Origin of the sequence: Methanococcoides burtonii DSM 6242 (genome assembly GCF_000013725.1) — an archaeon.
Classification (GTDB): domain Archaea; phylum Halobacteriota; class Methanosarcinia; order Methanosarcinales; family Methanosarcinaceae; genus Methanococcoides; species Methanococcoides burtonii.
In genome coordinates this window covers 2,185,094-2,197,946 of record NC_007955.1, presented here as the reverse complement: position 1 = coordinate 2,197,946, position 12,853 = coordinate 2,185,094, and the positions used below count along the sequence as shown (strand labels likewise).

The 12,853-nt window shown below is 44.1% G+C and carries 12 protein-coding genes; 5 read left to right on the top strand and 7 right to left on the bottom strand.

Going from position 1 to position 12,853, the window contains the following annotated elements; all coding sequences use genetic code 11:
- Positions 1-5: 5 nt before the first annotated feature.
- From MBUR_RS10820 to cobD (MBUR_RS10790), 7 genes are all read right to left on the bottom strand, one after another.
- Entirely contained in the window at positions 6-626 is a 621-nt protein-coding gene (locus MBUR_RS10820) for an NTP transferase domain-containing protein (protein WP_048063389.1), read from the bottom strand.
- Positions 611-1,426 carry an adenosylcobinamide-GDP ribazoletransferase gene (gene cobS / locus MBUR_RS10815; protein WP_011500106.1) on the bottom strand — a complete coding sequence of 272 codons (816 nt, stop codon included), beginning with the start codon at positions 1,424-1,426 and terminating at the stop codon, positions 611-613. Before cobS ends, MBUR_RS10820 begins: the two co-directional genes overlap by 16 nt.
- Entirely contained in the window at positions 1,423-2,010 is a 588-nt protein-coding gene (gene cobZ / locus MBUR_RS10810; protein ID WP_011500105.1) for an alpha-ribazole phosphatase CobZ, read from the bottom strand. Before cobZ ends, cobS begins: the two co-directional genes overlap by 4 nt.
- Before the next feature lie 22 nt (positions 2,011-2,032).
- A complete protein-coding gene (locus MBUR_RS10805; protein ID WP_011500104.1) occupies positions 2,033-3,028 on the bottom strand; it encodes a cobalamin biosynthesis protein in 996 nt (331 codons plus the stop codon).
- Positions 3,025-4,521 (bottom strand): threonine-phosphate decarboxylase CobD, encoded by a 1,497-nt coding sequence (cobD, locus tag MBUR_RS10800; protein WP_011500103.1) that lies wholly within the window; start codon positions 4,519-4,521, stop codon positions 3,025-3,027. Before cobD (MBUR_RS10800) ends, MBUR_RS10805 begins: the two co-directional genes overlap by 4 nt.
- 164 nt (positions 4,522-4,685) lie before the next feature.
- Positions 4,686-5,300: an NTP transferase domain-containing protein gene (locus MBUR_RS10795; RefSeq protein WP_011500102.1), complete on the bottom strand. Its 615-nt coding sequence runs from the start codon at positions 5,298-5,300 to the stop codon at positions 4,686-4,688.
- Between the two features lie 71 nt (positions 5,301-5,371).
- Positions 5,372-6,868 (bottom strand): threonine-phosphate decarboxylase CobD, encoded by a 1,497-nt coding sequence (gene cobD, locus MBUR_RS10790; protein ID WP_011500101.1) that lies wholly within the window; start codon positions 6,866-6,868, stop codon positions 5,372-5,374.
- Between the two features lie 515 nt (positions 6,869-7,383).
- Between cobD (MBUR_RS10790) and pylS the strand changes: the two genes are divergently transcribed.
- The 5 genes from pylS (at position 7,384) to mtbA (ending at position 12,813) form a co-directional block, all read left to right on the top strand.
- Positions 7,384-8,634, top strand: a complete 1,251-nt coding sequence (gene pylS / locus MBUR_RS10785; RefSeq protein WP_011500100.1) for a pyrrolysine--tRNA(Pyl) ligase — start codon at positions 7,384-7,386, stop codon at positions 8,632-8,634.
- A 10-nt stretch (positions 8,635-8,644) separates the two neighbouring features.
- Positions 8,645-9,697, top strand: coding sequence for a methylornithine synthase PylB (gene pylB / locus MBUR_RS10780; protein ID WP_011500099.1), 1,053 nt, complete (start codon positions 8,645-8,647; stop codon positions 9,695-9,697).
- A gap of 1 nt (position 9,698) precedes the next feature.
- Entirely contained in the window at positions 9,699-10,787 is a 1,089-nt protein-coding gene (gene pylC, locus MBUR_RS10775; protein WP_011500098.1) for a 3-methylornithine--L-lysine ligase PylC, read from the top strand.
- Positions 10,788-10,792: 5 nt separating this feature from the next.
- Positions 10,793-11,572, top strand: a complete 780-nt coding sequence (gene pylD, locus MBUR_RS10770) for a 3-methylornithyl-N6-L-lysine dehydrogenase PylD (RefSeq protein WP_011500097.1) — start codon at positions 10,793-10,795, stop codon at positions 11,570-11,572.
- A 206-nt stretch (positions 11,573-11,778) separates the two neighbouring features.
- Positions 11,779-12,813 (top strand): methylcobamide:CoM methyltransferase MtbA, encoded by a 1,035-nt coding sequence (mtbA, locus tag MBUR_RS10765; RefSeq protein WP_011500096.1) that lies wholly within the window; start codon positions 11,779-11,781, stop codon positions 12,811-12,813.
- Positions 12,814-12,853: the final 40 nt, after the last annotated feature.

Below are 12,853 nucleotides of genomic sequence, written 5' to 3'. Positions count from 1 at the left end.
CCTGATCAATTAGAGAACAAATTTTTCATAAGGAGATCTTCACATTGCTTCATATCATCCACCGTATTGATGTTCAATGCGACCTCAGGATCATCCAGTATGTAATTGTGATATTCCTGCTCCTCGTTAATGAATTTACCATCGAGAATATTAATGCCTGCAGGCACAATAAGGTTTCCCTTCCAATTAAATACAGTATCCGGCCGGATACCAACTTTTTTACAAAGAGAGATAGGGACAAAAACAGACATCGAAGAACTACCACAATCCCGATAGGCCTCAATGATGGAATCGATCAATTTCGGAGTCACCATTGGCAGATCAGACATGATTATCATAACAGGTTCCTGAATATTGGAGCTCTCAACTGCATATACCATGTCACCCACGTAATTGTCACCATTGGTATAGATCGCCTGGATGTGGTCCCCATATTTTTCATTCACAAGTTCTTCAGTAGCAGGGGTTGAGGGGGAGACCGCCACAAATATACGTTCAATGTAAGAGGACCTCTCAAGCGAATCGATCACATAACTTATGAGAGGCTTACCGAGAAGCTCGACACATGGCTTTTCACCCATACCGAGCCGAAGTCCCTGGCCACCGGCCATTATAACGGCGTCCAAAAGAGACCCCCGTAACCATTATTGACCGCAGTGATAGCAACTGTAAGCACCATCAATACGATGATCCTTGCAATTTCATTAGAAGTACCTATACAATCCCCATTTATACCCTTGAAATGGCGGATGGAGATATTCAATATTACAAAAGCTGTAACAATTGCAGAGATATAACCTATGATACCAAGGGTTCCAAATGCCAGCACACATACCAATGCACCAAGTACAAAGGATACAGCATATCTTGGAAATGTAGTGTTATTGATTATCATGGAACCAAGCCCTTCATGGATAGGCTTGCCGAACGCAGCCACGGTCAGCATAGCCTGTTTTGCACCGATCTCAGCTATAAGGAGAGAAATGGCAATGATGAGTGCAGCATTGTCCGAGAAGAACAAGACCTCTGCCTGCAGGGAAGATATCGATGCATACAAGGCGATCAATGCCAAAACCGTATAACTGACTCCCCCGATACCAAGAGACATGTCTTTAAGGGCATTGACCTTCTTTTCCAAAGAACCATGTGCTGTCGCGCCATCGCCAAAATCACCCAGACCATCAAGGTGGTTCAATCCTGTAATATAATAGATGAACACCATTATCAGTACAGCGCTTATGGTCGAAGGGAGGAAAGATTCGGTCAAATATGCAAAAATGCCTATCATAGACCCAAGGACAATGCCTGCAAAGGTCTGGAGATAACTGCGCTTTACAAGTTCATCAAGCCCTTCCATAGACATACCCACAGGTATTGTGGAAAGGAAACCAAAGGTTGTTCTAAGGGCAAGTAAAAAGCCGCTCATCCTGCAATCGCCCCACTGTTATTGAGATTCTTCTTTGGTTTCCTTTCATTTTCAGCCGCTTCTGCCATGCCCCTTGTGTACATGTTGGCAGAAACACCACCAATAAGACCTCCAATGACATCATCCATGAAAGGCCCCAGTTTTGAAAGAATACCAGGTTTTTGTTTGTCGAACCTCACAAACTCGAAAATACCCTTATCCCCACTGATATATTTAGCAATGCTCATTCCAATGACCTCATCGGCAATGATGAACGTCAAATCCATCTCATAGGAACTTCTGCTGATATTCGGAAGTTTGCCTTTTTCACCTTCCCGCTCCAGCAATATGCCAGAATATATCAGAAGACACAGATTAGCATCGGAGATAGCGATATACAGTTCCCTCCTGAAGCGTTCCTCTGCAATCTCACGGGTCTCAAGCCCGGGATGAGGAGCATAAAGCTCAAGAGCAGTATCAACAAGCATATCCACGGTGATACCTTCTTCTTCCAGTATTTCGATGATATTATGATCAATATCGCCTTCCAATTCCTTTGGTTGGTCTTTTTTGAGATCCTGAGAGTTTATATCTGACAATTTCATAATTATCACTTACAAGGTTCAATTATAGATAGTTGATTAAATTCGATATTATATAGATTAAAGCTACAAATATTATTACAACAAATATTGAAGACATACCGATAACTTCTGCTGCCTTTTTAATATCTTCTGTCTTTGGCAATGAGAGGTTCTTACCGATAACATATGTATTGGGTTTCTCAAGCCGGACACCAAGAGTCCCTGCAATTGCCGCCATCGGATAGCCGGAATTAGGAGAAGGCGTTGTCATGCAATCTGTTGATGCACACCTGAAAGCACCCATATGGTCCAGTCCTTTGCTCTTTAAAAGAACACTTGAAAGGAAAGAACCTGCCATGATGAACACCACACATATACGTGCAGGTATCCAGTTAAGCACATCATCGGTCTTTGCTGAGAAATAACCAATTTCCCTGTATTTCTCATTCATGTAGCCCACCATTGAATCAAGCGTACTTACCGCTTTGAAGATATAAGCACCTATAAGGCCGTAAGGGCCGAATATCACATAGTAGAACAACGGGCTCAATATCCCGTCAACAAAGTTCTCGGAGCAGGTCTCAATGACAGAAGAGGACACCTGTCCTTCGGTTAACTGTGAAGTATCCCTGCTCACATACATTGAAAGCTTTTTACGTGCAGATACAAGATCACCTTTTACCAGTTCACCATAGACTTCCATTGCAGCTTCCAGTAATCTGCGAATGGCGAACGTGGATTTCAGGAAATAGGCCTCAATGAGAAGCACTACGAATTCCGGAATGAACGATAGATTTGCGATAAGAAGCACAACATAAGCTATAGAAGCTGCAAATAAGATAACAATGAGAGCAAATACTACACCATATGTTTTTTTATGTGTGGCTGGCACTTTTTTCTTGAAGAATCCAATAAGATTGCCTATCCAGACCACCGGGTGCAATGCTGTGGGCGGCTCACCTATCAACAGATCAAACCCTGTTGCCAGAATGAGAACGAATATCAGATGCTCCGCATCAGGCAGGAAAGGTTCGATCATAAACGAGGCTCCAGCACCTTATCCCACGCTTTTTTCAAATTACGGTCCATATCCTCATCCTCTGAAAGTACATCGAGAAGCTCTTTTACAACATCCTTATCATGAACGAGAACACAATCTTCACAGCTCCAGACCTTGCCGCCACTGGAACGGTCGACCCACTTGCCCCCAGTACGTTCATCCTCACACCTATAGAACGGACAGAAGCATAAGGTGCAGTCCTGATCCTCACAACTGTGACATGGGTAATAAGGGCAATCAAGATTCCCACCACAAGGAACCGCATCCCCACTTTCAAGCATTGAAACAAGATCAGCTTTCGCATCCTCTCTTGCTTTTTCAACAACGACCTTTCCTATTGCCTGTGAAAGTATGTCAGTCTCCTCTTTTGGACGGACAGCGATACGGACAAAGTCTTCACCCATGGAAGGGAAAGAACTGCAATCCCTTATAAGCACCCCATGTGCAGCCAGCCGCTGCGTGAGTTCAACAGAATCAAGGGAAGAGGCGCTGATATCAACAAGGATATAGTTCACAGTGCTTGGAAGGGGTTTGAACTTGCGTATCCTTGAAATGCGCTCAGTAAGATAATTACGATCATTTTCAATTGCCTTACGCGATGCCACAAGATAAGGGCTGTTGCAGCCACCATCCATGTTAAGCATTGCTATTCCGATCTCCTCGGGAATGGAACCGAGGTTCCACGAAAGTCTTGCAGTGTTCAATGTATTTGCAATTGTTTTTGAAGCCACACCGAACCCGAGACGAACACCTGGTATGGCAAAGTCCTTAGTAAGAGAGCGAAGGATGAAAAGATGATCATTATCGACCACAGTATCAGTGATCGTTTGTGAAGGATCATCAGCAAGTTCGATGAAGGCCTCATCGACGAACAGGAGGGTGTTATTGCTGACACATCTTTTTACCAGTGACAGAATATCCTCCCTTTTATGGAGCTTACCGGTAGGGTTGTTCGGATTACATACGAAAAGGATCTTTGCGCTCCCAAGCACATCGTCGGAGAGATCAAAGATATCATCCTGTCCTATGTAACGAACATCAGCACCTGCTACGTTGCATTGTTGTTCATATTCCGTGAACGTAGGGTGAGGTATCAGTACAATATCGCCCTGATCCACTATTGACTCTGCCACAAGCCTGATGATCTCACAGGAACCATTGCCAGGAACTATGTTATCTACAGACAGCCCGTTGTCCAGAAAACGAACAGCAGCCTTTCTAAATTCAAGATAACGGTTATCAGGATATTGCCCAAATCGTTCCATGGCATGCTCTAGCAAGCGGTCAAGGTCAAGCCCGCCTAAAGGATGGTCGAAGGGACTTCCGAGGGGGTTAAGGCTGGCACTCAAGTCCAGCATCTCCGATACAGGGATGCCGTACTTGTCAGCCATTTCACGAATAAGTCCGCCATGTGAGGGACAGGCCAATTCTATAATGTTTTCTTTGAGAGGGAGTTCTTTTTTTTGTGACACGCTGATCGAATAATGAAAAGAACTGAAAATATATTAAGTTATTCAATTTAACTTTCTTTAAGGGAATTCATAATTGAATTAAAACCAATGCTGCGAACATAAAAAGGTAACATTATAAATAAAATAATAAAAAAAGATAATCAGGTTGATTTGATTATATCCCTTTATGAAATTCTGGCCAATAGCAATTCCTTACATTTTGCCAGTTCAACGATCGAGTCCACATTAATCGCAACTTCAGGAATATTGATCAGATGATCAAAATCTACCTGTTCCTCTTCGATCTTACCGGAATCGAGGACATTTATCCCCACAGGGACCAGCATTTCACCGTTCTTGTTGAACACTGTGCCCGGGCGCAAACCCAATTCCCGGAAAAGCCCAATTGGGGCATAAACGGACATTGCCGGAATGGAACATCGCTCATAGCTTTCAACGATGGCATCAATGTGTTCGGATTCTACCAGAGGGAGGTCCGGCATCAATATCATGACAGGACCGATACTACCAGCATCTTTGACAGCTTTTATCATATCTCCAACATAATTATCACCAGGGGTCCGGAGAATGAGAACATCATTGCCATAATATCCTCTGACACACGATTCTGTTTCCGGTGAATATGGTGAGGTCTGAACAAAAACACGTTCAATGTGTTCTGCATCAATAAGCGAGTCAAGAAGATAACTGATAAGTGGCCTGTCGATAAGCATCACACATGCTTTTTCCTCTGCACCAAGCCTCTGGGCAAGACCGCCTGCCATAATAATAGCATCCATTTTAGTCCTCCAACATCAAAAATATGGGACCGGTATCTAAAGACATCGGCGCTTAGAACACTACACACACATCAGAGATGAGGCACTATTGCCTTTTCCCAAGATACTTTTAGGTTATGCTCGGTATCGCTGTCACTCATGAGAATGTGGAGAACCTCTTGAACAACTTCAGGTTTATGCAATATGTTGCATTTTTCACAACTCCAAACTTCACTACCCGTAGTACTTTCGATCCAGCAACCTCCTGTTTTAGGATCTTCGCAGGGGTAGAAAGGACAGAAACAGAACGTACAATCCTGACCGCTGAAATGACAGGGGTAATACTCACACGTATTTCTGCAAGCAGGCATGCCAGACTCAGCACTCTCGATGGTCTCTTTCAGGCGTTCCTCTGCATAATCCTTGCCAGCCTCAGTAAGGACATCACCTATGGCCTGTATGAGACGATCCGTCTCCTCCCTTGTGCGAACCGCTATCCTGATGTAATCATTGTCAAGCAGGTAGAAGGAACTGCAATCCCTCACAAGGATGCCATGGGAAGCAAGACGGGAGGTCAGCTCCTGGGAATCCATAAGAAGTTCCCTTATATCTACAAGAACATAATTGACAGCACTTGGAAGCGGTTCGAACCCATATATCCCGGACAGGCGTTCAGTCAGATATTCCCGCTCTTCTGCGATCATTTTACGAGATTTTACGAGATATTTACTGTAGCAACCGCCCTCCATGTTCAACAGAGCAGCACCTACAACATCAGGCACTGAGCCCAGATTCCACGATAGCCGGGCAGTATTGAGTGCTTTTGCCATCTCCAGGGACGCAACACCAAAACCCAGACGTATACCAGGAATAGCAAAGTTCTTGGTAAGGGAACGGAGGACAAATAAATAGTTATTAGTGGCCGCTACGTCCGCAACACTCTGGGTCGGATCGGCAAGTTCACTGAACGCCTCATCAACGAACAATAGGGTGGAGTTCATCTCACACCTTTTAGCAAGTTCAAGGATCGAATCCCTTGAAAATAATTTGCCAGTAGGATTATTTGGATTGCATACGAAAAGGATCTTTACATCCTTTAGTGCCTCGTCGGTAATATCCATCAAGCCGTCATGCTCAAAATAACGGATACTGGCACCCATTATCCTGCACTGCTGCTCATATTCATCGAAAGTTGGCTGCGGAATAACTACAACATCACCGCTATTGATCATGCATTCTGCAACAAGACGAATAGTCTCACATGATCCATTTCCGGGTATGATGTTATCGGCGCTTATCCCATCACCAAGGAACCCAGCTGCAGCTTCCCTGTATTCGAGATACCGATTGTCAGGATAATTGTGCATACCGCCCCTTGCACTGATAAAAAGTGCCTTGAGGTCAAGACAGTATTCAGGATGATCAAAGGGACTGCCATAAGGATTGAGGTTTGCACTCATATCGATAAGGTCAGATTCAGCTATCCCGTATTCCTGTGAAGCCTTGCGAACAAGACCACCATGAGATGCAGGCACAAGACCGATTATGTGCTTTTTGAGAGGTAAATTGATTTTATCGTCCACATTCATCGCCACGCTTTATCGTGCAAAGATAGGAAGAAAACATATATTAAGTTATGTAAAGTTTACTTTAGGAAAAATGACAAGCAAATAGAACAGCCGCATGAGAGATGAACAAAAACGATAACATATGACACATCAACCATTCATTCCATTTCAACATATGATCATCACGAGAACTGCACCATAGACAATATTATAAGTTATGTCTATCAATTAACCCGAAATTCTTAAATACGGACTGTATCTATCAAAGATACTGCAAACGTGGTGGCACATGTATGACCATACAGGCTGTTCACCATTAGATGTCAGGAAAGCCGATTTCCCATAACTACATGGAGACTTGATCATGTAGATCGAACGGACTCTAAATCCTTTCAGCCGGGTTAGATTCCCGGAGTTTCCGCCAAATGGACATGGCTTTCCATTAGGACATTATTATATTCATAATGATGGATGTCCATCAATTTTTAAAAAGGAAAATGATAGAATGAAGTGTTTCGCAATAGGAGCCTAGAACTATGGAAAAGCAATTACTGGACGTTCTAGTAGAGCTCAACGGAGTATGGCTATCGCGAAGCGGATTGCTTCATGGGATAAGGAACTTTGAGATAACCACTAAACATATTCACATTGAGACCGACTGTGGTGCAAGGTTCACTGTGAGAAATTCCAGATCAAGCCGTTCTGCAAGATCATTAAGGCATAACAAATATCGCAAACCCTGCAAACGCTGTCGTCCGGCAGATGAGCAGATCGACCGTTTTGTTAAGAAGACCTTTAAAGAGAAAAGGCAGACTGTCAGCGTATTCTCCAGTCCGAAGAAACATGTCCCGAAAAAGCCAAAAGTGGCTGTCATTAAATCCTTTTCTATTTCTACACCCAGCCCTAAGGAGGCAAGTGTGTCAAACTCAATACCAACTCCTTCTATAAGTGTCGTAAAAGATGAAGTGAAAGTACCAGAAGTAAAGTACACACCTTCACAGATCGAGAGACTAAAGACCCTGATGTCCCCTGATGACAAGATACCAATCCAGGACGAGTTACCTGAGTTCAAGGTGCTTGAGAAAGAACTGATACAGAGGCGACGTGACGACCTTAAGAAGATGTACGAGGAAGACAGAGAAGACCGTCTTGGTAAACTTGAGAGGGACATAACCGAATTCTTCGTGGACAGAGGATTCCTGGAAATAAAATCACCTATAATGATACCTTTCGAATATATCGAAAGGATGGGGATAGACAAGGATGATCACCTCAACAAGCAGATATTCCGTGTTGATGAGAGCATGTGTCTGCGACCTATGCTGGCACCATGCCTTTACAATTATCTGCGCAAACTTGACAAGGTGCTTCCGGACCCCATAAGAATATTCGAGATAGGACCATGCTACCGCAAAGAATCAGATGGTAGCAGCCATCTTGAAGAGTTTACCATGGTGAACTTCTGCCAGATGGGATCAGGATGTACAAGAGAGAACATGGAAGCGCTCATAGATGAGTTCCTTGAGCATCTTGGAATAGAATACGAGATAGAGGCTGACAACTGCATGGTCTATGGAGATACCATTGACATCATGCATGGCGACCTTGAACTGTCATCCGCAGTGGTAGGGCCAATCCCGCTTGACAGAGAATGGGGTGTGAATAAACCGTGGATGGGAGCAGGATTCGGTCTTGAAAGACTACTAAAGGTCAGGCACAATTACACGAACATACGCCGTGCAAGCCGTTCTGAACTATACTACAACGGAATCAATACGAATCTATGAGGTGAACATCTTGTTTGAGAAAATGGACCAAAATGATCTGGAAGACTATGCTGAGCAGATAATTACCGGATCAGAGGTTTCCGATGAGAACATCAGGGCAATGCTTCAGATAAGCGATCCTGATGATATGGAAAAACTGCATTATGTGGCACGCCACATACGGGATAATTTCTTTGGGAACAAAGTGTTCATGTACAGTTTCGTGTACTTTTCCACACACTGCAAGAACAATTGCGCTTTCTGTTATTACAACCGTGAGAATGACATCGAGAGGTATCGCCTGACACTTGAGGACATAAAGAAGATATGCCAGGTCCTCAAGACAGAAGAGATACACATGGTAGACCTCACCATGGGAGAGGACCCCTATTTCCATAACAATCCTGAACGTCTGGCAGAACTTGTCAGAACAGTGAAGGAAGAAGTGGGAAAACCAATAATGATATCCCCGGGAGTTGTTGATAATGAGACCCTTATGCTGTTGAAGGAGAACGGGGCAAACTTCCTTGCACTATACCAGGAGACCTATGACAAGGAGCTTTTTGGAAAGCTGAGGGTTGAACAATCCTTTGAGGAAAGGATCAACTCCAGGAACCATGCAAAAAGGATAGGTTATCTTGTTGAAGATGGGATCCTAACAGCAGTGGAACCGGATATAGAATCCACACTTATCTCACTGAGAGGACTTGGAACATCCAATCCCGATATGGTAAGGGTCATGACATTTTTGCCTCAAAAAGGCACACCTCTGGAAGGAAAAGATGTTGAGGGAAGTGAAGCGGAACTCAGGATGATCTCAATACTTCGATTGATGTATCCAAACCTACTCATTCCGGCATCACTTGACCTTGAAGGTATTGACGGAATGGTGCACAGGCTAAACTCCGGTGCCAATGTGGTCACCTCCATAATCTCATCCAATTCAGCACTTGAAGGTGTTGTGAACTATGACAGAGAACATGCTGAGAGGGACAGGGATGTTAAGAGCGTTATCTACCGACTGAAGACAATGGGAATGGAACCTGCTAAACAAAGCGATTTCGAGAAGTTGTTGGGGCAATAGGATGACGACAGTATGTCTTATAGGAGGGAAACTTCAGGGATTCGAAGTGACCTATCTTGCGAAGAAAGCGGGAATGGGAGTTGTTCTGATAGACAAGAACAGGAAACCCCTTATTCGCAATGTTGTTGATGAGCTGTTCTGCTTTGACATAACTGAAGAACCGGAAAGGTTCATCGAAATATCAAAGAATGTCGATGCCATTATCCCGGTAAATGAGAACCTTGATACACTGAACTTTATAAGGGACATCAGCAACAAGCTTGATTGCCCTGTTCTTTTTGATTTTGATGCGTACCATATCAGCATGGATAAGAAACGCTCAAAGGAATATTTTACTTCCATCGACATACCTACCCCTGGCGACAGACCTTCGCAACCACCTTATTTTGTAAAACCACCCTGTGAGAGCAGTAGCATTGGCACACACATAATCTATGATGATAGCGAACTTGCCGATGTCGGACCGAATATGCTTGTTGAGGAGTACCTTGAAGGCAATGTGATCTCACTTGAAGTAATCGGGGATGGCAAACATTTTGCAGTCGTGAAGGAAACAAAAGTGCATATCGATGATACATATGACTGTCACATGATAACCCCGGTAGAGCATGATCCGAAGTTCAGGGAAATATCATACAGACTTGCTCAAGGACTCAACCTTAAAGGTATCATGGATGTGGAAGCCATTGTTTCTGAAAAAGGATTGAAGATCCTTGAGATAGATGCACGTTTCCCAAGCCAGACACCTATTGTTGTATACCATTCAAGTGGGATGAACCTTGTCGCATTACTTATGCAGGCGTTCACCGAAGGCGTGACCGAGATAGAAAGGGCGCCTGAGAAAAGTTATTGTATATTCGAACATCTGAAATGGGATAGTTCAGGATTGATACCTGTGGGAGAGCACATACTTTCCATGGGTGAGCGATACGAATTATTCCATGAGGAAGAGAACCTTGAGATATTCCATTCAAGTGGAGAGAACGATGTGTTCACACTCATCTCAAGGGGCAAGGACATTGAGAGTACAGAAGAGGTTCGCAGCAAAGGCATAATGCGGATCGAAGATCATTTTAATGGGGAGTGGTGAGCATTATGGCATTATTAACACCTGAGGATCTGGAAGATCTTTTGAACAAACTTAGACAGAGCAATGAAACAATCAAGGCATCTACCGGAAAGGGCATCACGGAAATATGTGAAGAGGTCTATGGCACACGACCAGCCTCCCAAAAGGTTGCAATCGTGCCCATAACCGCAGGCAATGGAATAATTGGCAATTTTTCTTCATCGCTGCTCGCAATAACCGAATATTTCGGACTTGAAGGTTATATTACAGACCATCCCGACATAACCGGATATCATCAGGCAGTTTCCGATGGGGCGGACATACTTCTAATGGCAGATGACCACATGTTCATAGCCCACAACCTGAAGAATGGAAAGATAGCGGCCAACCATATATGCACAGGTGTGATCTATTCCGAGATAGCATCAAGGTTTATACATGCAGGATCAAAGGATGTGATGGTAATAGGCCTTGGTCGTGTAGGTTATGCCGGTGCCGAACATCTGGTGAAGAAAGGGTTCAATGTGTACGCTTATGACCCGAACACCGAATTCATGGAAAAGGCAATTGAAGAGCTTGGAGTCAACGCATACGATAGTGCAGACCATAAGAAGTTCTCCATGGTCTTCGAGGCAACCCCTAACGCTAATACGATATCAGAAGGAATGATCACAGACAGATGCCTCATATCGACTCCGGGAATACCCTGCGCGCTTCCAGCCGAACTCGCTGAGAACGGTGATATCGACCTGGTAATGGAACCACTGGTCATAGGTGCCGCAGCAATGCTCTATTCAGTGTTCTGAAAAAGAGAAGAATATTTCACGTTCACAAACCAGGGAGAAAGCTTGCAAAAAACTCAAAGAAGCGTTGACATGACAAAACCAAAAAACTTGTCTAATGCGACTATTGCAAGCGTTTTTCCCAAATAAAAAGGTATATATATGCTAAGTACATAGCCTAAGTACCTTTTTAGTGATTATAAAGGATTGATCTATAGGAGAATATTTAAATGACTGAATACACACCAAAGACAAGATTAGCAGCTGTACTTAATCAGACCGAGAAAGTTGACAGAATGCCAGCTATCTGTGTTACACAGACCGGTACCGTTGAGCAGATGGAAGCATGTGGCATCTTCTGGCCAGAAGCAAACTACGATGCGAAGATGCTTGCAGGCCTTGCAGCAGCAGGACACACCGAAATAGGATTCGAAGCTATCCGTGTTCCTTTCGACATCACCGCAGAAGCTGAGTTCTTCGGCTGTGGCATCAAGGACGGTACAAAAGTACAGCAACCATCCGTTATCAACCACGTTGTAAACAGCCTTGATGACCTCAAGCCATTCGAAGGCTATGACATCAACGACTCATCAAAGAGAATCTCAACGATCCTCGAGTCCATCAAGATCGTAGCAGATGAGTATGGAGCAGAGCTTCCAATCATCGGCAGTATGATCGGTCCTTTCTCCCTTGCACAGCACCTCACCGGCGACTCCTGGTTCATGGACATAATGACAAAGGAAGAGTATGGTCTTGCAATCATGGAGTTCACAACCGAATTCGGAATCGCATACGCAAATGCACAGATCGACAACGGTGCAGACACATTGTCCATCATCGACCCAACAGCAAGCTACTCGCTCATTGGCGGAGAATTCTACAAGAAATTCGTAGTACCATTCCACGCAAAGCTCGTTGAAGCAATGCACGCACGCAATGTTCCTGTAGTTCTCCACGTCTGTGGTGACACAACAGACGGTCTTGCAATCATGGAGAGCGCAGGTGTAGATGCGATCAGTGTTGACCAGAACGTAAATGCAGCAACCGCTGTATCAAAGGTAGAGAAAGCACTCATCGTCGGTAACCTTGACCCAGTCAACTGCCTCTGGAACACATCTGTTGAGACAGTCACAGCAGAGTCCGAGAGAGTACTCAAGGAACTCGACGGCAAGGGACTTCTCGCACCAGGATGCGGTATTGTAAGCCAGACCCCATCCGCACACCTTCGTGCAATGGTTGAAGTCGCAAAGAGCTACAAATACTAATCAGATCAAATCTTAAAAAGAAGAGAAATGGACTTACTAA

Bases quoted from the DNA above. Each gene is read 5' to 3' on its own strand.
- cobS (WP_011500106.1), bottom strand. From the start codon at position 1,426: ATGAGCGGCTTTTTACTTGCCCTTAGAACAACCTTTGGTTTCCTTTCC.
- cobZ (WP_011500105.1), bottom strand. From the start codon at position 2,010: ATGAAATTGTCAGATATAAACTCTCAGGATCTCAAAAAAGACCAACCA.
- MBUR_RS10805 (WP_011500104.1), bottom strand. From the start codon at position 3,028: ATGATCGAACCTTTCCTGCCTGATGCGGAGCATCTGATATTCGTTCTC.
- MBUR_RS10795 (WP_011500102.1), bottom strand. From the start codon at position 5,300: ATGGATGCTATTATTATGGCAGGCGGTCTTGCCCAGAGGCTTGGTGCA.
- cobD (WP_011500101.1), bottom strand. From the start codon at position 6,868: ATGAATGTGGACGATAAAATCAATTTACCTCTCAAAAAGCACATAATC.
- pylS (WP_011500100.1), top strand. From the start codon at position 7,384: ATGGAAAAGCAATTACTGGACGTTCTAGTAGAGCTCAACGGAGTATGG.
- pylC (WP_011500098.1), top strand. From the start codon at position 9,699: ATGACGACAGTATGTCTTATAGGAGGGAAACTTCAGGGATTCGAAGTG.
- pylD (WP_011500097.1), top strand. From the start codon at position 10,793: ATGGCATTATTAACACCTGAGGATCTGGAAGATCTTTTGAACAAACTT.
- mtbA (WP_011500096.1), top strand. From the start codon at position 11,779: ATGACTGAATACACACCAAAGACAAGATTAGCAGCTGTACTTAATCAG.